Below are 23,995 nucleotides of genomic sequence, written 5' to 3' on the forward strand. Positions count from 1 at the left end.
CGTCAACCGGCACACGAGCGCATGAAGCAGCCCGCTTCGAGCGCGGCCGCGGCGCTGCGCCACGTCGACGACCGCCAGCCCGGCTACACGCGCCGCCGCCTGCGCAACGGCTTCGCGTATTACGCGCAGGACGGCACGCGGATTCGCGATGCCGCGGAAATCGCCCGCATCGACGCGCTGGCGATTCCACCGGCCTACACCGACGTGTGGATCTGCGCCGACCCGCTCGGCCACTTGCAGGCGACGGGCCGCGACGCGCGCGGCCGCAAGCAGTATCGCTATCACCCGCAGTGGCGGGAAACACGCGATGCGAACAAGTACGCGCGGATGGCCGCATTCGCGCGGGCGCTGCCGCGCATCCGCGCACGCGTCACCCGCGATCTGGCGCTGCCGGGCATGCCGCGCGACAAGGTCGTCGCGACGATCGTCCGCTTGCTCGACACGACGCTCGCACGGATCGGCAACGCGGAATACGCGCGTGAAAACGGCTCGTACGGGCTGACGACGCTGCGCAAGCGCCATTTGAAGATCCAGCCCGGCCAGGTGCGGCTGCGCTTCGCCGGCAAGAGCGGGATCGAACACGACGTGACGGTCGACGACGCGCGGGTCGCGCGGATCGTGCGACGCTGCGCGGAGCTGCCCGGGCACGAGCTGTTCCAGTATGTGGACGACGACGGCGTGCGCCATCCGGTCGGGTCGTCCGACGTGAACGACTACCTGCGCGAGGCCGGCGGCGCCGATTTCACCGCGAAGGATTACCGGACCTGGGCCGGCAGCGTGCACGCGCTCGGGTTGCTGCGGCGCATCGAGCATCGCGGCGTCACGCATGCCCGCAAGCAGATCGTCGAGACCGTGCGCGCGGTGGCCGAGCTGCTGCGCAACACGCCGGCCGTGTGCCGGCGCTGCTACATCCATCCGGCCGTGCTCGACGCGTTCGAGGCGGGCACGCTCGCCGCACTGGCGGTCCGGCGTACGCCGCGCGGCCTGCGCGCGGACGAAGCGGCATTCGTCGCGTTGCTGGTATCCGCGCGCCGGCGCACGGCGAGATGACCGCCCACGCCGCGCGTTCGCTTCCCGAGGCCACGCGCGACCGACACCGCTCCCCGCGTGTCGTTTACCACCGGGTTCCGGGCGCATGACCGATAGCCGCTCCCGCCCGTTTCTCTAAACTGGTTCGCACAACACACCTGCCCGGTGTCGTCCGCCGCGCGCGTCACGCCACCGGCATCGAGGCATCCCCGAGACATCCGCCTTCGCTGTCCGTCGGCCCGCGTGCCCCCGGCCGCATTCCCGCCGGCCGCGCCGCCAAGGCAACTCCAGGAGAGAACATTGAGCCCGTCGCAAGCGCGCCCCGCGAAAACCCGGTCTTCGCGCCAGTCCATCAAGCTGAATGACATCACGATCGTCGACCCGGCCGTCCTCAAGCGCGCGGTCGGCGCGATGGCGTTCGGCAACGCGATGGAATGGTTCGACTTCGGCGTCTACAGCTATATCGCCGTCACGCTCGGCAAGGTGTTCTTCCCGTCCAGCAGCCCGTCCGCGCAGTTGCTGGCCACCTTCGGCACGTTCGCGGCCGCGTTCCTCGTGCGCCCGCTCGGCGGCATGGTGTTCGGCCCGCTCGGCGATCGCATCGGCCGCCAGCGCGTGCTCGCCGCCACGATGATCATGATGGCCGTCGGCACCTTCGCGATCGGCCTGATCCCGAGCTATGCGTCGATCGGCATCATGGCCCCGATCCTGCTGCTCGTCGCCCGCCTCGTGCAGGGCTTCTCGACCGGCGGCGAGTACGGCGGCGCGGCCACCTTCATCGCCGAGTTCGCGACCGACAGGCGTCGCGGCTTCATGGGCAGCTTCCTCGAGTTCGGCACGCTGATCGGCTATACGCTCGGCGCGGCCACGGTCGCGCTGTTGACGGCCACGCTGTCGCAGGAAACGCTGCTGTCGTGGGGCTGGCGCGTGCCGTTCTTCATCGCCGGGCCGCTCGGCCTCGTCGGCCTCTACGTGCGGCTCAAGCTGGAGGAAACGCCGGCCTTCAAAAAGGAAGCCGAAGCGCGCGAAGCGGACGAACGCGCGCGGCCGAAGCAGCGCTTCGCGACGCTGCTCGTCGAACAGTGGAAGCCGCTGCTGCAATGCGTCGGCCTCGTGCTGATCTTCAACGTGACCGACTACATGGCGCTGTCGTACCTGCCGAGCTACCTGTCGGCGACGCTGCACGTGCGCGAATCGCACGGGCTCTTCATGGTGCTGCTCGTGATGGTGCTGATGATGCCGATGACGCTGTACGCCGGGCACCTGTCGGACAAGGGCGGCCGCAAGCCGGTGATGATGGCCGGCTGCGTGGGCCTGCTCGTGCTGTCGGTGCCGGCGCTGATGCTGATCCGCACCGGCGGCACGCTGCCGATCTTCGGCGGGATGCTGATTTACGGCGTCCTGCTGTCGACGTTCACGGGCGTGATGCCGTCGGCGCTGCCCGCGCTGTTCCCGACGCGGATTCGCTACGGTGCGCTCGCGATCGGCTTCAACGTGTCGGTGTCGCTGTTCGGCGGCACGACGCCGCTCGTCACCGCGTGGCTGGTCGATCGCACCGGCGACCTGATGATGCCCGCCTACTACCTGATGGGTGCGTCGTTCATCGGCATCGTGTCGGTGCTCGCGCTGCGCGAGACCGCGCGTCAGCCGCTGCCCGGCTCCGGGCCGTGCGTGGCGAGCCGCGCGGAAGCATTGAACCTCGTACGCGGCGGCGCCGACGAAGCGCGTGTGCGCGACCGGAAGTTCACGCCGGTCAGCGAGCGTGCGTGACGCAGGTCGATGCGACGCCGCGCGGGCGTCGCCGTTCGCGTGACCGTCAGTTCGACGGCAGTCGCTGCGCGTCGAACCAGTCGAGCAGCGTGCGCGTGACGAACGCGGGATTCTCCAGGTTCGAGATATGGCCGGCGTCGGGCACCAGCGCATGCGCGCAGCCGATCACGCTCGCCATCTTCACGGTTTCCGACGGCGGCCGCGCCATGTCGCCCGCGCCGCACATCAGCAGCGTGCGCGCGGCATCGAGTTCGGCGAGGGTCGCGAGCGTGTCGGGCCGGCCGAAGATCAGCCGGCCGAGCGGCGCGATCGATTGCCGCAGCCGGTCGGCGGGCACGTTCGCGAGCGCTTCGCGAAACGCGGTCGGCACCGGGTCGTCGAGATCGACGTCCGGCCGGAAGAACAGCGGCACGATCGCATCGAGCAGCGGCGGCGCGATGCGGCCCGCGGCCTCGATCGCATCGAGCATTCCGAAGTAGCGGGCACGCGTCGCATCGGGTTCCGCTTCGAGCGACGCGTCCATGATCACGAGCGAGCGCACGCGCCACGGCTCGCGCAACGCGAGCCGGGCGCCCCACATGCCGCCCACGCTGAGCCCGACGATCGCGCACTGGTCGATCTCCAGCGCATCGAGCAGCGCGCTCGCCTGCGTGGCGAGATCGTCGAGCGTATGCGTGCCGTCCGGCAGCGCGCCCGATTCGCCATGCCCCCACAGGTCCGGCACGATCACGCGATACCGGCGCGACAGCGCGTCGATCTGCGGCGCCCACATCGTCGCGTCCCACAGATAGCTGTGCCCGAGCAGCACCGGAAACCCGGCGCCGCGATCGAGGTAATGCAGGGTACTGCCTTGAATGCCGTGTACGGGCATGCTGTCTCCGGGATGTCAGGACTCGGCGGTGGCCCGGAGGCGCGCGCCGCGGTCGGCGGCGTTCTGCGACGAACGCGAAGCGGCGCATCATCGCACAGGTTGCAGGTGCCGCGCACGACGCATCCGCCGCGCCGCGCTATCCGACGCGATACATCGGCAGCACGTTGCTGCCGGCCGTATCCTGCTCCGACGCGAGCGGCTGGCACGCTTGTTCGAGCAGCCAGTTGGTCAGCACCGCGATATCGAATTCGTTGCACGCATCGGGGTTCTGCACGAGCACGTAGCTGCCCGATGCAACGGTGCAATGCGGGAACAGTTCGACGAGCCGCCCCTGCTTCAGCAGCCCGTCGACCAGCGGCCGCCTGCCGATCGCGATGCCGTGCCCGTCGACGGCGGCCTGGACCAGTTGATCGTACTGGCTGAAGTGCAGCGCCCCGGCCGGCCGCAGCCGCGGCACGCCGAGCGCCTTCAGCAGATGGCTCCAGCCGTGCCACGGCCATTCGCCGCGCGGGTCGTCGAGATGCAGCAGCACGTGCTTGTCGAGGTCGGCCGGCTGCATCGACGCGGCGTCGCCCGCCGCCGTCATCAGGCTCGGGCTGCACACCGCCACGACACGCTCGCGAAACAGCACGTCGGTATCGTCGGTCGACGTATACGGGCCGGCGTAGCGCACGGCCAGGTGCAAACGTTTGCGTTTAAGATCTTCGATTTCGCTCGTTGCCGACACGCGCACGTCGATGTCCGGATAGCTGGCGCGGAACGAACCGAGGCGCGGAATCAGCCACAGCGCGGCGAACGAGACGGTGGTCGACAACGAGATGGAACGCTGGCCGACACTCGACGACAGCTTGCCGACCACCGATTCCAGATCGGACAACGCGAACGAGATCGCGTCGTACAACTCACGCCCCTTGTCGGTCAGCGTCAGGGAACGAATATGCCGGTGAAAGAGCTCGATCCGGAGCTGCTCTTCGAGCGCCTTGACCTGGCGACTCACGGCCGATTGCGTGACGTTGAGCTCCTGCCCCGCACGCGTGAAACTCAAATGGCGCGCCGCACATTCGAAGCCTCTCAGGAAATCCAGCGAAGGCAAACTTCTCAATCGCTTTGCCAATCTCACATTAGCCATACCGCCGCCTCAAAGTTGCACCCCTCGACAGATAAGTTGCCGTTCGTCTCCCTGTACCGTTTCTCCTATCTGGATTCGGAAACGATTTTATCTTGAAGCATGGTTACATATCATTCTTATTTTCAATCATGACACTCGTATTTATCTATCGATTTTCATCGCATCAATATGCTTACATCAACATTATCAAGTAGTGATTTTGTAAATTAATATGCGAACGAATCGAGCATACCAAAATGGTTGATAAATTCTCGTAAAAACAGGCGATTTCCGGCAAAGTTCGACATCATCACGTCGATTTCTCCGTCACGACAGAGGTAGCGCCCAATGCCTACAATTCAATTTCAACCAGCCGACTTTTCACCGAATTTCCCGGATTGCGAAAAACAAACAGTCGGCAACAGACATGCAAAATGCCACTTTAATCCGGGAGCGAGTGTTTATTAAAATATACTAAACGGATGAATTTTGATATCGTCATGCGTTTCAAGAAATGGATGAGTCGATTATTTCCGGAAATGAATAATCCGCCGGCCGGCAACGCCGGTCGGCATGCATCGGGTTCGCCCGTCGGCCGGAATTCGGCCCGCGCCGCGCGACAACGGAACGTGTCGATCCGCTACGCGTGGTCCACCGTGCCATTCGCCCGCGCGGTCACTTCGCGGCGATAGCGGTTCAGCTCCTGCGCGGTCGCGAACGTGCGCTCGAACAGGATCGACAGGTTGTGCAGAATCCGCTCGACCACCTTCTTCTCCCATTCGCCGTCGAAACGGATCTGCTCGTCGAGCCAGCGCTCGAGCCATGCCGGATCGGGCAGGCGCGACTGCACGGTGTCGCGCGGAAACAGCGCCTGGTTCACGTGCAGGTTGGTCGGGTGCAGCGGCTTCTCGGTGCGGCGCGCCGACGCCATCAGCACGCCGATCTTCGCGAAGGCGGCCCGTGCGACGTCGCCGCAGTCGTTCAGCGCTTTCTTCATATAGCGCAGGTACGCGCCGCCATGACGCGCTTCATCGCGCGAAATCGTTTCGTAGATCTGCTTGATGACGGGCTCGGTATGCCAGTCGGCCGCGCAGCGGTACCAGTGGTTCAAACGGATTTCGCCGCAGAAGTGCAGCATCAGCGTCTCGAGCGGCGGCGCGGGATCGAACTCGAAGCGCACCGCGTGCAGCTCCGCTTCGGTCGGCACCCTCTCCGGCCTGAAGCGGCGCAGGTATTCCATCAGCACGAGCGAATGCTTCTGCTCCTCGAAGAACCACACGCTCATGAACGCGGAGAAGTCGCTGTCGTGCCGGTTGTCGCGCAGGAACATCTCCGTCGCGGGCAGCGCCGACCATTCGGTGATCGCGTTCATCCTGATCGTCTCGGCCTGCTCGTCGGTGAGCAACGCGGAATCGAACCGGTTCCACGGGATGTCCTTCTCCATGTCCCAGCGGACCGCTTCGAGCGACCTGAAAAGTTCCGGATAGAGCATCGTCGTCACCGTCGTGGCAAGGCGTTCGGCACCGGCGCTCACGCCGATTGCGTGGACGCCGGCGCAGCCGCTTCGGCATCGGGCTCGCAATCGTCCCGATCGTCTTCCACCGAGCGCGGCGACAGCCGGCCGCGCAGCAACGCGTAGTAGAACTGCCGATACGTGCGGTGGTAATAGCGGATGCGCGGTGCGATCGCGCCATGCAGATCGTGCAACCGCTCGATCGGCAGGCTCGGCATCATGTGATGCTCGACGTGATAGTTGTTGCCGTTCGTGAACCACGTCATGAACGCGTTGCTCTCGATCGTCCGCGTGTTGCGGAACGGGTCGGTACTCGTCAGGTCGCAGCGATAGTGCTCCGGCATTTCGACCAGCGCATGCACGGGCGCCGCGACGAACACGAGCGGCACGACCCACACCCAGACGACGCACCACGTGTGCAAGGCGAACGACAGCGCGGCCAGCAGCGCGATCGCCGCGGCCATCAGCAGATAGTCGCGGCGGATCGCGCGCGACACGAGCGCGTTGTCGCCGAAGCGCGCGCCCGGCACGACGAGCTTCGCGACGTTCTTCGCGAACTGGATATAGTGCGCGGCCATCGACAGCCGCCAGGCCCACAGCCCGACATTGACGACGGGGCTCGCGCCGTACTGGTCGCCGTAGTCGAAGAACTCCTTGTTCTCCGGCGTGCCGAGCAGCCGGTGATGACGCAGGTGGCTGTCCTGGTACGCATGGAACGACACGAGCATCGGCATGCCGAGCAGCACGCCGAACACCATGTTCAGACGCTTGCTGCGAAACCCCTGGTAATGCAGCGCCTGGTGCTGCAGTTCGACGCCGTGCGCATACATCGCACCGATCAGCAGGATGCCGACGATCTTCAGGATCACGAGCGCCGACAGCGCGAACATCATCCCGTGCGCGATGAGCGCTGCGTAGACCACCAGCTTCAGCGAGAAGACGACGCCGCTCGGGCGGCTCTTCATGTCTGCAACCGGTTTCGATCGGGCGACAAGCGATGAGGTGACGGACAAGACGCTCTCCTTGAGCCGGGCCCTGCCCGGCACGATGACGCGGCGACGCTGGCGCGCTGCCGGGATGCAATTCTTCTGTGAGTCGATGTTTCGGACAAACGAATTTTCCGAACGCATTGCATGACGCACGCGCATGAGCGCACCACATCGTGAACTAGACGACCGGTCGAATGAGACCGACCAGTCACCTAGGAACCGTTCGCGAGTGGATGCGCTGCGCTCATGCATAGCGTGCATAGATTCCGTTTGTCGCGGCGAATCGATCCGGCAAGAATCCACCTCACTCGACGAACGGCGCCGCCGGCACCGTGGCGCGAGCGGCCGTGTTCCTCAAGGGGAGAACCCTCGTGACGAAGTACGCATCCACCATTCACCGCCTGATCGAATCGCTCGAGGACGTGGCGGGCGCCATGCATCGCATGACGTTCGTCGACGACGCGGGCCACGAAGCGGGCATCACGTACCGGCACTTCGCGGAAGAGGTGTTTCGCCAGGCCGGCGCGCTGCGCGAGCTCGGGGTACGCGAGAACGATCTGGTGATGCTCGCGCTGCCGGCGTCGGTCGAGCATGCGGCCGCGATGATGGCCTGCGTGATGACGGGCGCGCTGCCCTGCACCGTGCCCGTTCCCGTGCGGCGTGCGGCGGCCGGGCGACAGGTCGCGGACGTCGCGTGCGAGCTGTACCGGCCGCGCCTCGTGGTTGCCGCGGACGCGCAAGCCGCGGCCTGGCGCGACGATGCGTTTCCCGCGGCCGCCACGCGCGTGGTCGATCTCGCGACGCTATCGAGCGCGGCCGACGCCGGCGCGCGCGCACTGATCAGTTCGAAGAGCGGCCGCGATCCGCATCATGTGCAGCTCACGTCCGGTTCGACGTCGCATCCGAAGGCCGCGGTGCTCAGCCACGAGAACGTGATCGCGAACGTGCTCGGCATCGGCGGATCGGTGCGATTCGACATCGCGGCCGGCGACGGCACCGCGTCGTGGCTGCCGCTCTATCACGACATGGGGCTGCTCACGCTGCTGTCGAACCTGCATTACCGCGCGCCGCTGCTGATGATGCAGCCGAACAGCTTCATCCGGAATCCGCTCGGCTGGCTGAAGCGCATCGCGTCGGCGCGCGCGACGACGACGTCGGTGCCGACCTTCGCGCTGCGCTACTGCGTGCGCCGCTTCAACGCCGCCGCGATGGACGGCGTCGATCTGTCCGCGTGCCGCAACATCTTCATCGGCGGCGAGCGCGTGGACGACGCGACGCTGCGCGATTTCGCCGCGACATTCGCGCCGTACGGGCTGGCAGAGTCGGCGCTGCAACCGTGCTACGGGATGGCCGAATCGACGCTCGCGGTATCGATGCATCGTGCATGGCACGAAGGCGCGGTCGACGGCGCGCCGTACGTGATCGCCGATACGCTCGACCGGCGCGCGCTGATCGAGCGCCGCGACGCGCAGCCGGCCGCCGCGAACGACGGCCAGGACACGGAGACCGAAACGGTGCTCGCGATGGGCACGCCGATCGACGGGATGGCGTTCCGCATCCTCGACGACGGCGGCCATGCGCTGGCCAACCGCGCGGTCGGCGAAGTCGCGATCCGCGGCACGTCGGTGATGCTCGGCTACCTGAACCCCGACGACGGCACGATCGCCGCGCCGCTGACGGCCGACGGCTGGTTCCGCACCGGCGACATCGGCTACGTCGCGGACGGCCAGCTGCATATCCTCGGCCGCAAGAAGGAAGTCATCATCATCCGCGGCAGCAACTATTTCCCGCACGAGATCGAGGAGGCACTCGCGTCGCACAGCGCGCTGCGCAAGAGCACCTGCATCGCGTTCGGCCTGCCCGATCCCGAAACCGGCACCGAGCGGCTGGTCGTCGCGATCGAGGCGCGGCCCGTCGACGCGACGCCGCAAACGCGCACCGAGTGCCAGCAGTTGCTCGCGTCGCGCATCGGCTTCGCCGCGCAGGATCTGTGTTTCGTCGAACCCGGCTCGCTGCCGCGCACGACGAGCGGCAAGCTGCAACGCCTGAAGTGTCGCGATCTCTATGCGAACGGCGCGCTGCCCGTGATTCCCGCGTCGGCCGCCGTCGAAGCAGTCCAGGGAGCGCTCGCATGACGGCCGCGTCCCTCGCCCCGGTGCTCGAACTGCGTGACGTCACGCGCACATACGAAGGCGCGGGCCGCGTCGTCGCGGTGCGCGGCGCGACGATCTCGATCGGGCAGCGCGACGTCATCGCGCTCGTCGGGCCGTCAGGCAGCGGCAAAAGCACGCTGCTCAACCTCGCCGGCTTTCTCGACGTGCCGACGAGCGGCGAACGCTGGCTCGAAGGCCGCCGCATCGACGACGCGCCGGACACGCTCGAACGGATTCGCCGCGAACGCATCGGCTTCGTATTCCAGCAATTCAACCTGATTCCGGTGATGTCGGCGCTCGAGAACGTCGAGCTCGGCTGCTTCGCATGGGGTACGCCGCGCACGCGGCGCGAACGCGCCCGCGCGATGCTCGACGCGGTGGGGCTCGCCGCGCGCGAGCGGCACCGCCCCGGTGAGCTGTCCGGCGGCGAACAGCAGCGCGTCGCGCTGGCCCGCGCGCTCGCCAAGGAGCCGGCGATCGTGATCGCGGACGAGCCGACGGCGAGCCTCGACAGCACCAACGCGCGGGCGGTCGCCGAGCTGATCCTCGACACCAACCGCACGCTGGGCACCGCCTTTCTGATTGCGTCGCACGACGATCGTCTGTGCGCGCACCTGCCGCGCCGCATCGAGATGCGCGACGGCGTACCGGGAGTGAATCGTGAACTGGTCGACGTTTGCGTGGCGTAACCTCTGGCGCAACCGGCGCCGCACCGTGCTGACGATGGCGATGATCGGCGTCGCCGCGTTCGCGTCGAGCCTCGCGCTCGGCTACGTGATCGCGACTTTCGACGCGGTCCGCGAAGGGTCGATCGACAGCGGCGTCGGCCATGTGCAGGTGCTGCATCACGGCTACCTCGACCTGATCGGCGAACGGCCGCTGCAATACGGGCTGACCGCGGACGAGCAGACCGCCGCCACGCAGGCGATTGCCAGGCTGCCCGGCGTCGCGACGACCGCGCGCGGCATCGACTTCGACGGGCTCGTGTCGAACGGCGATCTCAGCTACGGCTTCGTCGGCGAAGGCATCGAGCCGAACCGCGAGCCGCCCGGCTTCTTCGACTATCACACGGTGCTGTCGGGCCGCTATCTGTCGCCGACGAACGCGGGCACCGAAGTCGTCGTCGGCGCCGAACTCGCGCGCAAGCTCGGCGTGCACGTCGGCTCGGTCGTGCAGCTGATGGCGTCGACCGCGCACGGCGGCATCAACGCGACCGACGCGCAGATCGTCGGCGTGATGAGCACCGGCAACAAGGACGTCGACGAACGGATCGTCAACGTGACGTTCACGGCCGCGCAGACGCTGCTGCGCACCGACCGCGCGTCGCGCATCGCGGTGTTCCTGTCGGATACCGCGCACACGCCGGCCGCCGCCGCAGCGCTGCGCGCGGCGCTGCCGACGCTCGACGTGAAGACCTGGGATCAGCTCGTGTCGCTCTATCACCAGGTCGTCGCGCTGTACAAGAACCAGTTCTCGGTGTTCGGCGCGATTCTCTGCGTGACGATCCTGCTGTCGATGAGCAACTGGATCCTGATGAGCATCGTCGAGCGCCGCCGCGAGATCTCGACGCTGCGCGCGCTCGGCGTGCCGGCCGCCACGGTGCGCGGCGTGCTGATCCAGGAAACCGCGCTGCTCGGCCTGCTCGGTGCGGCCGCCGGCATCGCGCTCGCGCTGCTGACGATGGTCGCGCTCAATCACGCGCAGATCCACCTGCCGGCGCCGCCCGGCCGCGTGAAGCCGATCCTGCTCGAATTCACCGTGTCGCCCGTCGCCGTGGCCGCCGTCGAAGCCGCGTTCGTCGTGCTCGGCGTGGCCGCGGCGCTGCTCGCGACGCTCGGGCTCGCGAAACGCAACATCCTCGAAGGACTCGCCCCATGAATCGCATTCGCCTCACGTTCGCCGCATTCGCCGCGCTCGTCGTGTGCGCGCCGCTCGCCGCGCAGGCGGCCGACGCGCCGACGGCCCAGACCATGCTCGCCCGCGCCGACGCGTATCGCAGCACGGCCGCCGATACGCAGACGAACATCCAGATCACCAACGAAGTCGGCGGACAGTCCGGCGACGCGACGCGCTATCTCGTCTACACGCGCGGCAACGGCGACACGCTCGCGCTGACGCGCAGCGGCGAGAACGACGGCCAGAAGTACCTCGCGACGACGCGCGGGCACTGGTTCTACGTGCCGAACACGCGCAGCGCGGTACGCATCAACGGGATGCAGCGGCTGCAAGGGGAAGTCGTGATCAGCGACATCACGCGCACGCACTGGGCCGACAGCTATCGCGCGACGGCCGCGCCCGGCACGACGCCGATCGCCGGCAAGCCGGCCACCGAGCTCGACCTGACCGCGACCGATCCCGACAACGTCTACCCGACGATCAAGCTGTGGGTCACGCCCGATACCGACGTGCCGGTGCGCGCGCAGTTCTTCCTGGCGAGCGGCCTGCTGTTTCGCAGCGCCGATTTCTCCGCGCCGGTCGACGCGAACGGCCGCAAGGTGATCCGCAAGATCACGTATCGCAACGAGGTCGAGAAACAGCGCGCAAGCGTCGTCGACATCCTCGACGGCCAGCCGCGCAAGATTCCGTCGGGCTGGTTCAACCCCGACACGCTCGCCGATGGCCAGTGAGTACGACGCCGATGCCGACGCTCATCGTGACCGCCTCCATTCATCGCCCGAACGCGCCCGCCGCGGCTGGCCCGGTGTCGCGCTTGCCATCCCGCTCGCGCTCGGCTGCACGCTTGCGCACGGAGAATCGCTGATGGACCAGCTCGGCACGCTCAACGGCATCGGCTACGCGCGCACCGTCGACAGCATGGACGGCCGCGCGCTGCTCGGCCGCCTGATCGGCGATTCGCCGCGCAACCAGCAGGAAGCCGGCCTGCTCGCACGCATCGACGGCGAGAACCTGTTCGTGAATGCGCGCGTGGTCGCGAGCAATCACTCGCTCGGCGCGCAGGCGAGCCGCTTCAACGAAGCCGGCGTGCGCTACGCGTTCGACAACGGCATCACGCTCACGGCCGGCAAGCGGATCGATACGCTCGACACGTCGCAGGCGTTCTTCCCGCTCGGCTTCTTCCAGAAGCGGGCCGCGACGGCCGACATCTACGATCGCTACGGCGACGTCGAAGGCACGTCGCTCGTCGAAGCGAAATGGGCCGGCGAGCAGACCACGCTGCAGTTCATCGCCGGCGAGAACCACACGCTGCGCAACGACGTCGACAACCGCGACGTGCAGGGCGCGACGCAGCTCGTACGCGGCGCCTACAACTGGTCGGGCGGCTCGGCCGCGCTGCTCGCCGGCCGTCACGCGGGCCGTGGCGGCACCGGCGCGACGCTGTCGTTCGACGTCGCGCGCTCGAACACCGTCTATGCGAGCGCGTGGGTCGAGCGCGGCACGACGCGGCCGCTGCCCGCTTTCATCGCGAACGGCACGCCGCTCGATACGGCGGCCGCGTACGACGCCGTCGATCGCCGCAACGATCGCCAGTACATGTGGCGCAGCGCGCTCGGCATGCAGAGCGCGCTGCCGGGCAACCTGTCGCTGATCGTCGAGTGGTCGCACGACGAAGCGCGTTACGACGCGAGCCAGTGGCGCCGGATGGTCGGCGCGGTGCAGGCGAACAACGCGCTGCTGCCCGTCGCGCCCGGCGCCGCGCTGGCCGGCCTCCGCGGCACGGCCAATTTCGTGAGTGTCGACGGCAGCCTGCGCGACTACCTGTTCGCGCGGCTCGGCAAGAAAGTCGGCCGCGTCGAGTATTCGCTGCGCGGCGTCTATTCGCCGCAGGACAAGGGCCTGCTCGCGATCGCGCAGGTCGTCGCCGACGTGAACCAACGCGTGAGCGTCGATGTCGCGCTCACCCACGCCTTCTCCGACAGCCAGTCCGAGTACCGGATGGTCGGTCTCGGCACCCGCATCGACGCCGCCGTGCGCGTGCGTTTCTGACAGGAACCCTGCCATGTCCACGCTTTCCGTTCCCGCTTCGACCGCCACGCCGCTCGCGCCGCCGCTGCTGCTGCGAGTGGCCGACCAGGCCGCGTATCCGGTGCTGCGCCACCTCGACGCGATCGGCACGCCGCCGCATGCCGCGGCCCGGCTCGTCGAGGCTGCCGCCGTGCGGCTGCTCGACAGCGAGATGGTGATCGCACTGCGCTCCACGGCACCGGACGTGCTGCCCGACGCGTCCGCGTCGACCCCGCTGCGGCACGACGAAGCGCCGCTCACCGAAGCGCTGCTCGAGCAGATCGGCCGCGAAGGGTTTCATCACCTGTTCAAGCCGTTCATGCGCGCGTTCATCCGCATCATGTTCGGGCTGTTCTTCTCGGACGACCAGAATCGCCGCGCCTGCGAGTGCATCGACGCCGGCCACAACTTCGCGTTCCTGATGAGCGACGGCGGCGGCCCGACGCTCGCTGCCTGGCGCACGGTCGTGCGCAGCGACGACAACGGCCTCGCGCTGACCGTCGACAAGGTGTGGGGCATCGAGGCGCATCGCGACTGCATGGCCGTCGTCGCCGCGCGCTTGCCCGGCGTGATGTTCCCGGCCGCGTACCTCGTGTGGCCCGACGAATACCGAAAGCTGAAACGCTCGACCTGCGGCGCGCCGTTCCTCGCGGGCAACCTGCAGCTCGCGAACGTCGGCGGCCAGGTGCGCGTCGCCGCCGAGGACCGGCTGCGGATCGGCGGCCCGACCGTATTCAACAAATACCTGACCGTCGTGCGGCCGTACTTCGTCCGCGCGCTGATGGCGCACGTCGGCTGGCTCGAGCGGACCGGCCGCGTCGAACTCGACGCCGATGCGCGCGCCGTGCACCGCTTCATCGCGGACGCCGCGCGCAGCCAGACCGACGATGCGCACTACAGCTTCGGCAAGGTGCAGCGCGTGCTCGCGATCAAGCTGCTGTCGAACGAGTTCCTGAGCGCGCTCGTACGCGACGGCAAGGTGCCGCTGTTCGACGACCAGCGCGACCTGCTGGCATTTTCGAAGATGGAAGGCAGTTCGTACCGTTGTTATCACGAGCTTCGCAAGAGCCTGCGCTGCGAAGCCGGCAGTTGACCCACGCGACAGGCCGATCGATCCCGATCAAATCCACTCAACTTCAGGAGCTCCCCTCATGACGACCCAGAACGTTCCGGCCGACGCGCTCGACATCCTGTCCCGCGAAGTCGCGAAGATCCTCAACGTCGAAACCGTCGACACGGACGCCGGCATCGGCGAACTCGGCATCGATTCGCTGAACATCGTCGAGCTGATCGTGTTCTGCGAACAGCTTTACGGTTCGATCGATCCGGAAGCGCTGAACATCACGCAGTACACGACGCTGCAGCAGCTCGACGCGCAACTGCGCAGCCAGCAGCACGCGGCCTGATACGGCGATGCTCGCGCCCCTTGCCCCCGTGGCGGCCGCCGCCGTCCAGCCGGCCCCGGCGACCGCGCTGACCGTGCAGGCGCTCGCGTACCGGCGCGTCGCGCCGTCGCGCGACGGCGCGGCCGTGCCGCTCGACGATACGGCCCGCGCGATCGGCACGCTCGCGTGCGCCGAACGCGAGCGGCTGTGCGGTGCGATCGGCGCGGACGACTACGTGGTCAGCTCGACGATCCTGTCGATGCTGCTGATGAACGATTCGCCGCAGCACCGCGTGTTCGCGCAGGCCCTTGCCGGCGCGAACGACTACACGCCCGACTGGATGACCTGCTCGTACGAATGCGCGGGCTGGGGCTACGTGCTGCGCCGCGCGCTCGCGACCGCGGCCGAGACCGGGCCGCGTACGCTGCTGCTGCAGATCGTCGACGTCGACGTGCACGGCTACACGTACTGGCACGGCAATCCCGCCTGGGGGCGCTCGGGCTTCGGCGTCTGCACGCTGCTCGTCGACGTCGACCGCGAACCGGCGCAGTCGGTCATCGCGGACGCCGCGCCGCCGGCCAGCGCGGTCGTGCGGCTCGGCCGCGACATCCGCACGTTCTGCGCGGCGCGCCCCGGCCTGCACGCGGCGCTGCCGTTCTTTCCGGCCACGTCGCGCCGCGCGCTGCTCGCGTCGGTCGGCAAGACGCCGCTGCTGCCGGACGGCCACGGCGTGTTCGGTCATGCGTTCGGCAGCGACCCGTGGCTGTCGGTGCTGCTCGCGCACCGCGACGGCGACACGCCGCGCCGCGCGGCCGTCTGCTCGCTCGCGCTGAACGGCTATTACGCGATCGCCGACGTCGCGTTCGCGCCGGACGCGACGTTTTCTCTCGACGGCGAGGCGTGACATGGTGCGACCCGTTCACTTCACCTACCGGATCGAGCGCGACGCGCGACAACCCGTGGCGGTCGCGGCCAGCGCGTACCGGATGCCGCTCGACACGCCGGCCGACTATGCTCGCGCCGCGCTCGCGGAAGCGGCCGGCGATGCGTACGACGCGGGCAATACGTACGACGTGGCCGGTGGCGAGCGCCGCGTGCTGCTCGACCATGTCCAGTATTTCGCATTCCTCGCGGAAGTCACCGCGCGGATTCGCGACGCCGTGCATCCGGATGCCCGCCTGTTCATCGAAGTCTGCGCACCGTATTTCGGCGCGCTGCCGGCCGAACTGCTCGCCCCGCACGTGCTGCTCGGCGTGCACCTGTACGACGAAGCATTGCGCGACGCATCGCGCGGCGCGCCGGTCGTGTGGATCGGCGACCGCATCCTGCGCGACGCGGAGTTCGCCGGCGACAACCGCGTGTGCTGCGCAATCTGGCCCGCGCGGCTCGCCGATGCATTCGACGTGCAACTGCGCGGCGCGTGGCCGTCGTTCGCGATCCGCCTCGAACCGCACCCGGGTGCGTCGCGCGCCGCCGCCCCGTTCACCGATTCCGCCCATCATTCCGGCGCCGCCGCGCGGCCGGGGAGACCCTGACATGAATGACACGCTTACCGTGATGCAGGACACGGCCGACATCCGCTGGTCGATGCCCGTCGACGCGCTGATGTCGAACGACTACGCACTGCGCGAAGAGGCGCTGAACCGGCTGTACGAGAAGGCGAAGGCCGCGCAGTGGGACGTCGCGACCGACGTCGACTGGAGCCACGACCTCGACCCGGCGAACCCGCTCGGCATGCCCGACCCGACGCTGCTGATCTACGGCACCGAGCTATGGGGCAAGCTCGCGGACGCCGACAAGCGCGAGGTGCGCCATCACGCGCAGGGCTGGCTGCTGTCGCAGATCCTGCACGGCGAGCAGGCCGCGCTGATCTGCGCGTCGAAGCTCGCGTCGGCCGAGGACGGCCTGAGCGCGCGGCTGTGCGCGGCCGCGCAGATGATGGACGAAGCGCGCCACGTCGAGGCGTACGCGAAGCTCGTCAACGAAAAGCTCGACGTCAGCTACCCGATGAGCCGCTCGCTGAAGGGGCTGCTGCACGACACGATCACGAGCAGCGCGCTCGACATGACGAACCTCGGGATGCAGGTGCTGGTCGAGGGCATCGCGCTGTCGATCTTCCAGAGCGTCGTCGCGTACAGCACCGATCCGTTCATCAAGGACCTGTTCCTGCGAATCCAGCGCGACGAAGCACGCCACTTCGCGGTCGGCCGGATCACGCTGTGCCGCGTGTACGCGGAGATGAGTTCGCACGAACTGCGCGAGCGCGAGGAGTTCATCTGCGAAGGCGCGGCCGTGCTGTACGAGCACCTGTGCGCGGACGACATCTGGGAACCGATGGGGCTGTCCAAGCGCGAATGCAGCGCAATGGTGCGCGAATCGCCGGTGTCGAGCTCGATCCGCCGCTCGATCTTCCGGCGCCTGGTGCCGACGATCCGCGAGATGGGGCTGCTCACGCCGACCGTGCAGGCGACTTTCGAAAAGCTCGACGTCCTCGACTACGCGGCGATGCCGCTCAACTGAACCATGACGACGACCTCCTCCCAAGCGTCACGCGATTTCTGGATCGGCATCGACGCGGTGGCCTACGAGCTGCCGGGCCCGCCCGTCGATATCGAGGCCTGGGCCGCCGAACGCGACTATCCGGCGCAGCGGGCGGCCGCGATCGCGCAGTCGGGCAGCCGCTATTTCCACATGGCGCTCGACACCAGCGAAACCGATCTCGCGATCGCGGCGGTCGGCCGGCTGCTCGACACCGCGCGCGTGCATCCGTCCGACGTCGGCGCGATCGTGCACGTCCACACGCAGCAATTCAGCGTGCCGCCCGCGCCGCGCAGCCTGCCGCACGAAGTGGCCGCGCAATTCGGCATCGAGCCGCTGTGGCTCGGCTCCGTCGCGCAACTGAACTGCGTGTCGGTCGCGGCTGGCATCGAGACGGTTCGCGCGCTGATGCGCCGCCATCCGCAGCTCGACGCGGCGCTCGTCGTGTCGTCCGACCGCGTGTACGGCGAGGATTACCGGATGCGGCAGATGACCGGCGTGCAGTGCGACGGCGCGGCCGCGATGCTGATCACGCGCAACAGCACGAAGAACCGGCTCGGCGGCATTGCGATCGAGACGCATGCGAAATGGCATCGCGGCTCGGACACGGTCGCCGCGAACGAGGCGGACCTGATCATGATGGAATGGCCGTACACGCGCCGTGCGATCGACGCGGCCGTCGCGCTCGAGCCTCATGCGCTCGACGCGTACGACCTCGTGCTGCCGCACAACGCCGACCTGCCCGGCTGGAACGCGCTGTGCCGCGCGATGCGCGTACCGGCCGAGCGGCTCTACGCGGACAACATCCGTGCGCGCGGCCACGCGTGCTGTTCGGATTTTCCGATCAACCTGGCCGACGTCGGGCTCGATGCGCTCGCGCATGGCCGGCGCGTGCTCGGCGTGATGCAGTCGAACTGCGGCGCGTATGCGGCCGCCACGCTCCATCCGGTGGGCCGCCATGACGCCTGAGCGCCCGCTTCCGCCCGCCGCCGATCACGCGTGGATCGCCGATCTGCGCACGCCGTGCTACGTGTACGAGCCGGAGGTCGCGATCGCCCGCTACCGGTCGCTGAAGGCGCGGCTCGGCACGCGGCTGATCGTGTCGCTGAAGGCGAACCCGAACCAGGACATGCTCGCGCGCTGCGCGCATGCGTACGAGGACGGCGTCGAACTCGCGAGCCGCGGCGAACTTGACGCGGTGATCGGCCGGATCAAGACGGCGCGCTACCTGAACAATCCGTCGATGGACGAGATGTTCATGCGCGCGGGGCTCGCGTCGCGCTGCCATTTCGTACTCGACAACCCGGACGCGGTCGCGCGCTTCGTGCCGCTCGCCCGCGAAGCGGCGGCCGGCGGCAGCACGCCGGGCGCGGTGCTGCTGCGCGTGAATGCCGGCGCGCTGGCGGGTGAACAGGCGCGCGCGCTATGGCACGACCACTTCGGGATGACGCCGAACGAGACGCACGACGCGGTGCGCACGCTCGCGGCTGCCGGCCTGCCGGTGGCCGGGCTGCATGTGTTCTCCGGCCCGCATTCGTTCATCCGCCAGGACCCGACGCAGCCCGACACGCTCGTGTTGCCCGAATTGCTCGCCGCGCTGGCCCGCGATCTCGCACCCGCCAACGGCGCGCCGCTCGGTTCGTTGAGCCTCGGCGGCGGTTTTGCCGACGATCACCCGGGCGATGCCGCGTTCGACCGCTATGCCGCCGCGCTCGCGCCGCTGGCCGGCCCCTATTCGCTCGCGCACGAATCGGGCCGCGCGATCTTCGCCGATGCGGGCGTGTTCGCGACGCGCGTCGTCGCGGTCAAGACATGGCAGGACCGCACGATCGCCGTCTGCGACGGCGGGCTGTCGCATGCGTTCCTGCTCGCGCAGACCGAATCGGTGATGCGCCGCCTCGCCGCGCCGTCGCTCGTGCGCCGCACGCCCGCGCCGCCGCCCCGTGGCGTGCCGACGCTCTACGTCGGCAGCACCTGCAGCCGCGCGGACGTGATCGGCCGCGACGACACAGGCGCACCGCCGCAGGTCGGCGACATCGCGGTGTTCGAGCGCTGCGGCGCGTATCACCGCACGTACTCGATGGCGCATTTCCTGTCCCACGAAGCCGCGCACGTGTACGTGCGGCCGGCCTGAACCCGAGGAGCCGATCATGAACGCATTGATCAGCATCGCCGACCTGCTCGAACACGGCGCCGAGCGCTGGCCGCATCATCCGGCGTATGCCGACGGCGGCGGCACCCTGACTTACGACAAGCTCGCCCGCGCGGTCCGGCGCGCCGCCGCCGTGCTCGCGGCGCGCGGCGTGCAGCCCGGCGAACGCGTCGCGATCTACGCGCCGAAGCGCATCGAAACCGTGGTCGCGATACTCGCGGCCAACGCACTCGGCGCGATCTTCGTACCGGTCAATCCGCAGTTGAAGGAAGCGCAGATCGAACACATCGTCGCCGACAGCGGCGCCGCGCTGTTCGTGACCGGCGCGCAGCGGCTCAAGCGCCTGCCGGCGCTCGCCGCGCTCGTCGGCACGCGCACGCTGCTGATCGAGGAGCTGGCCGACGCGATCGACTCGCCGGGCACCGATACGCCGGCGACGGCAGCGGCCCCCGCCGGCCGCCCGGTCGACGACGATCCGGCCGCGCTGCTCTACACGTCCGGCTCGACCGGCAAGCCGAAGGGCGTCGTCGTGTCGCATCGCAACCTGGTGTCGGGCGCGTTCAGCGTCGCGGCGTACCAGCGGCTCGCCGACGACGACGTCGTGCTCGGCGTGCTGCCGCTCAGCTTCGATGCGGGCCTGAGCCAGCTCACGACCGCGCTGGCGTCCGGCGCGTGCTACACGCCGCTCGACTTCCTGCAGCCGGCCGAGGTGCCGCGCCATTGCGACGCGTTCGGCGTGACGTCGATCACCGGTGTGCCGCCGCTGTGGATGCAGATCGCGTCGGCCGGCTGGAGCGACACCGCACGCACGCGGCTCCGCCGCTTCGCGAACACCGGTGGCCATCTCGCGACGCCGCTGCTGCACCGCCTGCAGGCGCTGTTCACGCAGGCTTCGCCGTACCTGATGTACGGGCTGACCGAGGCATTCCGCTCGACTTACCTGGCGCCGGCCGACGCGGCGCTGCGCCCGACGTCGATCGGCAAGGCCGTGCCGAACGCGGAGATCCTCGTGCTGCGCGCTGACGGCAGCGAATGCGCGGCCGACGAACCCGGCGAGCTCGTGCACCGCGGCGCGTTCGTCACGCTCGGCTACTGGAACCGGCCCGAGCTGACCGCGCAGCGCTTTCGTCCGCTGCCGCGCCGGCACGGCGAGATTCCGCGCCCGGACGTCGCCGTGTGGTCGGGCGACATCGTGCGGCGCGACGCGGACGGTTACCTGTACTTCGTCGCGCGCGGCGACGACATGATCAAGACCTCCGGCTATCGCGTGAGCCCGACCGAGGTCGAGGACGTGCTGTTCGCGCTACCGCACATCCGCGAGGCCGCGGTATTCAGCGTCCCGCATCCCGCACTCGGTGAAGCGATCGCCGCGTGCGTCGTGTCGACGCTCGACGCCGACGCGTGCCGCGCCGACATCGCCCGCGCATGCCGCGACGCGTTGCCCACCTACATGAACCCGCTCGTCGTCGAGCCGCTGCCGACGTTGCCGCGCAACCCGAACGGCAAGATCGACCGACCCGCATTGAAAGCGCAGTATCGCGACGCGTTCGCGCGCCCGAACCTCGAGGAGACCGCAGCATGAGCCTGTCGACGCTCGATGAAACCTGTGTCGGCGCGCCGCGCGTCGCCGCGCCCGGCACGCTCGCGTTGTCCGGCGGCGTCGTGGTGCTGCCGCCCGCCGTCGTGTTCAGCGCGATCCAGGCGCAGGAGCGCCACCCCGGCTACCGGCACCTGCTGCTGCCGCAGGCGCGCTTTGCGCGGCCGCGCGGCATGGGCGCGCTGACGCCCGACGAAGGCACGCGCCTTGCGCCGGGCGGCCGGCCCGCGCTGCGCGTCGCGCCGCCGGGGCGCAGCCTCGCCGATCTCGCCGCCGACGCGGCGCTGGACCTGCGCGACCAGCTCGGCTCCGGCGCGCTGGCCCGCACGACGCACGTGATCGTCGCCAGTTGCGCGCTCAACGAAGGGATCGGCGACTCGGTCGTCGGCCGCATGCAGTACGAACTCGGGCTGCAGCGCGTGACGCCGTTCGCGCTCGGCCAGAACGGCACGCTCGGCTGGTATTCGGCGCTGATGCTGCTCGACGGGCTGCTGCTCGACGAAGGCGACCAGGCGCTCGTGATCCTCAGCGACAAGTGGCTCTACCCGTTCTTCCGCCAGTTTGGCGACCTGGTCGGCTACGGCGACGCGGCCGCCGCGCTGCTCGTGTCGCGCGCGGGCCCGGCGCCGGAACCTGCGGCGTGGGGTGGCATACGGTCCGTCGCGCTCGAATTCGGGCCATCGATCACGGACCCGTGGGCCGATGCGCCAACCGCGCTGCGCGACACGCTCGCGCCGGTCGCCGCCCGCGCGATCCGCCGCGCGCTCGAACAGGCCAACTTGCGCGCGAACCAGATCGACTGGTGCGTGCCGCCCGGCTTCGATCCCGGCTTCGCGGCGCGCGTGGCCGACGCCGCGTCGATTCCGGTCGCCGCGCGCATCCAGCACGACGGCTCGGGCCATCTGTCGTCGGCCGAATCGGCCGCCGCGCTGATCCGGCTCGCGGGCGCGCTCGACGAAGGCGAGCGCCGCACGGTGCTCGTGTGGGACGCGGCGCTGCATGGCGCGGCGGCCGCCGCCGTGGTCGACCTGGCCGGCGGCCTCGACGCCGCACTCGATATCGAAGGAGACGCATGATGAGCGCATACAAGGTGAGCCTGCGCGAGCTGCGCTTCTTTCTGTGGGAACTGTTCGAGGCCGACAAGCGGTTCCTGGCGGAACACGGCCTGTACGGCACGCACGATCGCGCGTCGATCGATGCGCTGCTCGAACGCGCCCGCGATTTCGCGCTCGACCTCGGCCGCAGCTACCAGCAGGCCGACGTCGAGGGCTGCACGCTGCTCGACGACGGCCAGGTACGGATTCCTTCGCATTTCCACGCGCTGTGGGCGCGCTTTCGCGACGAATGGTCGAACACGCTGTTCGGCACCGCGCACGGGCTGCCGCCGATCGTCACGCAGATGATCTACGAGATGTTCATGGGCGCGAACCCGTCGTTCATGACCTACGGCGGCTTCACGCGCCCCGCGGTCAAGCTGCTGCAGATGCACGGCACGCCGCACCAGAAGGCGCTGATCGCACCGCTCGAAGCGTATCGCTGGGACGCGTGCTTCTGCGCGACCGAACCGCAGGCCGGCACCGACCTCACCGCCGTGGCGCTGCGCGCGACGCCGCTCGAACGCGATATCTACGCGATCGACGGCGAGAAGGTCTATATCTCGGCCGGCATGCACGAACTGACGGAAAACACGCTGTATTTCGTGCTCGGGCGCATCGATACCGCGTCGCCGGATTCGTTCTCGCTGTCGTGCCTCGTCGTGCCGCGCTTCTGGCCCGACGAGGAAACCGGCGAGCTGCAGCCGAACCACGTCGACTGCATCGGCCTGCCGCGCAAGATGGGGCTCAAGGGCTGCGCGAACACACATCTCGTGTTCGGTTCGAACGGCACGACGAAAGGCTGGCTGCTCGGCGGCCGGCGCAACGTCGGCCTGCTGCAGCTGATGCCGCTGATGAACCAGGCGCGGATGAGCACCGGGATGTTCGGCGTCGGCGTCGCGTCGAGCGCGTACCTGCACGCGGTCGAGTATGCAGGCCGCCGGCTGCAGGGCCGGCCGATCGAGCGCGCATCGAATACCCACGCCGCGCGCGTCGCGATCGTCGAGCACGCGGACGTGCAGCGCATGCTGGTCGACATGAAAAGCCGCGTCGACGGCTGCCGCGGCCTGCTCGGCAAGCTCGCGGCGACCGCGACGCGTGCGGCGATGCTCGAAGCCACGCCCGACGCCGACCCGGCCGAGATCGAGCGCCATCGCAAGCTGCAACTGTTGCTGACGCCGATCTGCAAGGCGTTCATCTCGGACCAGGCGTGGCGCATCTGCGAAACGGCGATCCAGGTGCACGGCGGGCTCGGCTATACCGATGCGAGCCCGGTCGAGCAGAACGCGCGCGACGTGAAGATCCTGTCGATCTGGGAAGGCACGAACTACATCCAGGCGCAGGATCTCGTGCGCGACAAGCTCGGCTTCGGCCGCCATTCGCGACTGATCCAGTACTACCGCGACGAACTCGACGCGTTCCTCGCGCAGCAGCATCACGCCGGCACGCACGCGGAGTTGCGGCCGCTGTTCGATGCGCTGCGCGCGGGCGCCGACCGGATCGCCGCCGCGCTCGACGACATCGCCCGCGACGTGCAGGACGGCCACACGCATCGCAGCAGCCAGTTCTATACGCGCTTTCTGGAGATGTTCGGCGTGGTCACGTCGGCGTGGGTGCTGCTCGAATCGGCGACGATCGCCGCGCGCCGGCTCGATGCGCCGGAAACGGCCGACGCGCCGGCCGAACTCGCGTTCTATCGCGGCAAGCTGAAGAGCGCGCGCTACTACTTCGCGAACGTGCTGCCCGTCGTCGATCAGCACGCGGCCGTGATCGCCGCGATGGCGCACGCGGCGATCAGCGTCAGCAGCGACGAACTCGCCGCGGTGGAATGAC

The 23,995-nt window shown here is 68.7% G+C and carries 21 protein-coding genes; 17 read left to right on the top strand and 4 right to left on the bottom strand.

All coding sequences use genetic code 11. From position 1 onward, the window contains the following. The first annotated feature begins 21 nt into the window (after positions 1 to 21). Positions 22 to 1,050, top strand: coding sequence for a DNA topoisomerase IB (locus tag BLS50_RS33110; RefSeq protein ID WP_074808044.1), 1,029 nt, complete (start codon positions 22 to 24; stop codon positions 1,048 to 1,050). 279 nt (positions 1,051 to 1,329) lie between these two features. Further along, the gene (gene proP, locus BLS50_RS33115; RefSeq protein WP_074808047.1) at positions 1,330 to 2,799 is read left to right on the top strand and encodes a glycine betaine/L-proline transporter ProP; all 1,470 of its coding nucleotides are present in this window, start codon (positions 1,330 to 1,332) and stop codon (positions 2,797 to 2,799) included. A 46-nt stretch (positions 2,800 to 2,845) separates the two neighbouring features. Here the strand turns inward: proP and BLS50_RS33120 are convergent, their stop codons facing one another. The 4 genes from BLS50_RS33120 to BLS50_RS33140 all read right to left on the bottom strand — a co-directional run bounded on the left by BLS50_RS33120 (position 2,846) and on the right by BLS50_RS33140 (position 7,256). Then, complete coding sequence (locus tag BLS50_RS33120; RefSeq protein WP_074808050.1) at positions 2,846 to 3,670, bottom strand: alpha/beta fold hydrolase; 825 nt, start codon at positions 3,668 to 3,670, stop codon at positions 2,846 to 2,848. 136 nt (positions 3,671 to 3,806) lie between these two features. Further along, on the bottom strand, positions 3,807 to 4,799 hold the full coding sequence (locus BLS50_RS33125) for a LysR substrate-binding domain-containing protein (protein WP_006481185.1): 993 nt from the start codon (positions 4,797 to 4,799) through the stop codon (positions 3,807 to 3,809). A gap of 619 nt (positions 4,800 to 5,418) precedes the next feature. After that, positions 5,419 to 6,279: a ferritin family protein gene (locus BLS50_RS33135; protein WP_074808724.1), complete on the bottom strand. Its 861-nt coding sequence runs from the start codon at positions 6,277 to 6,279 to the stop codon at positions 5,419 to 5,421. A gap of 29 nt (positions 6,280 to 6,308) precedes the next feature. Beyond that, on the bottom strand, positions 6,309 to 7,256 hold the full coding sequence (locus BLS50_RS33140; protein WP_074808053.1) for a fatty acid desaturase family protein: 948 nt from the start codon (positions 7,254 to 7,256) through the stop codon (positions 6,309 to 6,311). 395 nt (positions 7,257 to 7,651) lie between these two features. On the opposite strand from BLS50_RS33140, the gene BLS50_RS33150 reads away from it, so the two are divergent. Genes BLS50_RS33150 through BLS50_RS33220 form a run of 15 tightly spaced genes read left to right on the top strand, consistent with a single transcriptional unit; the run spans position 7,652 to position 23,994 of the window. Then, positions 7,652 to 9,415 (top strand): fatty acyl-AMP ligase, encoded by a 1,764-nt coding sequence (locus tag BLS50_RS33150; RefSeq protein WP_244109198.1) that lies wholly within the window; start codon positions 7,652 to 7,654, stop codon positions 9,413 to 9,415. Further along, a complete protein-coding gene (locus BLS50_RS33155; RefSeq protein ID WP_074808059.1) occupies positions 9,412 to 10,122 on the top strand; it encodes an ABC transporter ATP-binding protein in 711 nt (236 codons plus the stop codon). Before BLS50_RS33150 ends, BLS50_RS33155 begins: the two co-directional genes overlap by 4 nt. Continuing rightward, positions 10,094 to 11,311: an ABC transporter permease gene (locus BLS50_RS33160; RefSeq protein ID WP_074808062.1), complete on the top strand. Its 1,218-nt coding sequence runs from the start codon at positions 10,094 to 10,096 to the stop codon at positions 11,309 to 11,311. The genes BLS50_RS33155 and BLS50_RS33160 overlap by 29 nt, the downstream gene beginning before the upstream one ends. After that, the gene (locus tag BLS50_RS33165; RefSeq protein ID WP_074808065.1) at positions 11,308 to 12,060 is read left to right on the top strand and encodes an outer membrane lipoprotein-sorting protein; all 753 of its coding nucleotides are present in this window, start codon (positions 11,308 to 11,310) and stop codon (positions 12,058 to 12,060) included. Before BLS50_RS33160 ends, BLS50_RS33165 begins: the two co-directional genes overlap by 4 nt. Next, complete coding sequence (locus BLS50_RS33170; RefSeq protein ID WP_074808068.1) at positions 12,050 to 13,378, top strand: hypothetical protein; 1,329 nt, start codon at positions 12,050 to 12,052, stop codon at positions 13,376 to 13,378. The genes BLS50_RS33165 and BLS50_RS33170 overlap by 11 nt, the downstream gene beginning before the upstream one ends. Before the next feature lie 13 nt (positions 13,379 to 13,391). Further along, positions 13,392 to 14,489: a hypothetical protein gene (locus BLS50_RS33175; RefSeq protein WP_074808071.1), complete on the top strand. Its 1,098-nt coding sequence runs from the start codon at positions 13,392 to 13,394 to the stop codon at positions 14,487 to 14,489. 58 nt (positions 14,490 to 14,547) lie between these two features. Then, a complete protein-coding gene (locus BLS50_RS33180; protein WP_006481176.1) occupies positions 14,548 to 14,802 on the top strand; it encodes an acyl carrier protein in 255 nt (84 codons plus the stop codon). Positions 14,803 to 14,809: 7 nt separating this feature from the next. Then, positions 14,810 to 15,685, top strand: a complete 876-nt coding sequence (locus BLS50_RS33185) for a hypothetical protein (protein WP_074808074.1) — start codon at positions 14,810 to 14,812, stop codon at positions 15,683 to 15,685. A gap of 1 nt (position 15,686) precedes the next feature. After that, positions 15,687 to 16,316: a hypothetical protein gene (locus BLS50_RS33190; protein ID WP_074808077.1), complete on the top strand. Its 630-nt coding sequence runs from the start codon at positions 15,687 to 15,689 to the stop codon at positions 16,314 to 16,316. 1 nt (position 16,317) lies between these two features. Next, the gene (locus BLS50_RS33195) at positions 16,318 to 17,301 is read left to right on the top strand and encodes a ferritin-like domain-containing protein (RefSeq protein WP_034176080.1); all 984 of its coding nucleotides are present in this window, start codon (positions 16,318 to 16,320) and stop codon (positions 17,299 to 17,301) included. Between the two features lie 3 nt (positions 17,302 to 17,304). Further along, entirely contained in the window at positions 17,305 to 18,288 is a 984-nt protein-coding gene (locus BLS50_RS33200; RefSeq protein WP_074808079.1) for a ketoacyl-ACP synthase III family protein, read from the top strand. Then, positions 18,278 to 19,453: a PLP-dependent decarboxylase gene (locus tag BLS50_RS33205; RefSeq protein ID WP_074808082.1), complete on the top strand. Its 1,176-nt coding sequence runs from the start codon at positions 18,278 to 18,280 to the stop codon at positions 19,451 to 19,453. Before BLS50_RS33200 ends, BLS50_RS33205 begins: the two co-directional genes overlap by 11 nt. A 16-nt stretch (positions 19,454 to 19,469) precedes the next feature. Continuing rightward, positions 19,470 to 21,053 (top strand): acyl-CoA ligase (AMP-forming), exosortase A system-associated, encoded by a 1,584-nt coding sequence (locus BLS50_RS33210; protein ID WP_074808085.1) that lies wholly within the window; start codon positions 19,470 to 19,472, stop codon positions 21,051 to 21,053. Continuing rightward, a complete protein-coding gene (locus tag BLS50_RS33215; protein WP_074808087.1) occupies positions 21,050 to 22,144 on the top strand; it encodes a beta-ketoacyl-[acyl-carrier-protein] synthase family protein in 1,095 nt (364 codons plus the stop codon). The genes BLS50_RS33210 and BLS50_RS33215 overlap by 4 nt, the downstream gene beginning before the upstream one ends. Next, a complete protein-coding gene (locus tag BLS50_RS33220) occupies positions 22,144 to 23,994 on the top strand; it encodes an acyl-CoA dehydrogenase (protein ID WP_074808091.1) in 1,851 nt (616 codons plus the stop codon). The genes BLS50_RS33215 and BLS50_RS33220 overlap by 1 nt, the downstream gene beginning before the upstream one ends. Position 23,995: the final 1 nt, after the last annotated feature.

It is taken from the genome of Burkholderia orbicola, assembly GCF_900100915.1.
Taxonomy (GTDB): Bacteria; Pseudomonadota; Gammaproteobacteria; order Burkholderiales; family Burkholderiaceae; genus Burkholderia; species Burkholderia orbicola.

Coding starts and splice junctions, on each gene's coding strand:
- BLS50_RS33110 (WP_074808044.1), top strand. CDS start 22: ATGAAGCAGCCCGCTTCGAGCGCGGCCGCGGCGCTGCGCCACGTCGAC.
- BLS50_RS33120 (WP_074808050.1), bottom strand. CDS start 3,670: ATGCCCGTACACGGCATTCAAGGCAGTACCCTGCATTACCTCGATCGC.
- BLS50_RS33125 (WP_006481185.1), bottom strand. CDS start 4,799: ATGGCTAATGTGAGATTGGCAAAGCGATTGAGAAGTTTGCCTTCGCTG.
- BLS50_RS33140 (WP_074808053.1), bottom strand. CDS start 7,256: ATGAAGAGCCGCCCGAGCGGCGTCGTCTTCTCGCTGAAGCTGGTGGTC.
- BLS50_RS33155 (WP_074808059.1), top strand. CDS start 9,412: ATGACGGCCGCGTCCCTCGCCCCGGTGCTCGAACTGCGTGACGTCACG.
- BLS50_RS33165 (WP_074808065.1), top strand. CDS start 11,308: ATGAATCGCATTCGCCTCACGTTCGCCGCATTCGCCGCGCTCGTCGTG.
- BLS50_RS33170 (WP_074808068.1), top strand. CDS start 12,050: ATGGCCAGTGAGTACGACGCCGATGCCGACGCTCATCGTGACCGCCTC.
- BLS50_RS33175 (WP_074808071.1), top strand. CDS start 13,392: ATGTCCACGCTTTCCGTTCCCGCTTCGACCGCCACGCCGCTCGCGCCG.
- BLS50_RS33180 (WP_006481176.1), top strand. CDS start 14,548: ATGACGACCCAGAACGTTCCGGCCGACGCGCTCGACATCCTGTCCCGC.
- BLS50_RS33185 (WP_074808074.1), top strand. CDS start 14,810: ATGCTCGCGCCCCTTGCCCCCGTGGCGGCCGCCGCCGTCCAGCCGGCC.
- BLS50_RS33190 (WP_074808077.1), top strand. CDS start 15,687: ATGGTGCGACCCGTTCACTTCACCTACCGGATCGAGCGCGACGCGCGA.
- BLS50_RS33195 (WP_034176080.1), top strand. CDS start 16,318: ATGAATGACACGCTTACCGTGATGCAGGACACGGCCGACATCCGCTGG.
- BLS50_RS33200 (WP_074808079.1), top strand. CDS start 17,305: ATGACGACGACCTCCTCCCAAGCGTCACGCGATTTCTGGATCGGCATC.
- BLS50_RS33205 (WP_074808082.1), top strand. CDS start 18,278: ATGACGCCTGAGCGCCCGCTTCCGCCCGCCGCCGATCACGCGTGGATC.
- BLS50_RS33210 (WP_074808085.1), top strand. CDS start 19,470: ATGAACGCATTGATCAGCATCGCCGACCTGCTCGAACACGGCGCCGAG.
- BLS50_RS33215 (WP_074808087.1), top strand. CDS start 21,050: ATGAGCCTGTCGACGCTCGATGAAACCTGTGTCGGCGCGCCGCGCGTC.
- BLS50_RS33220 (WP_074808091.1), top strand. CDS start 22,144: ATGAGCGCATACAAGGTGAGCCTGCGCGAGCTGCGCTTCTTTCTGTGG.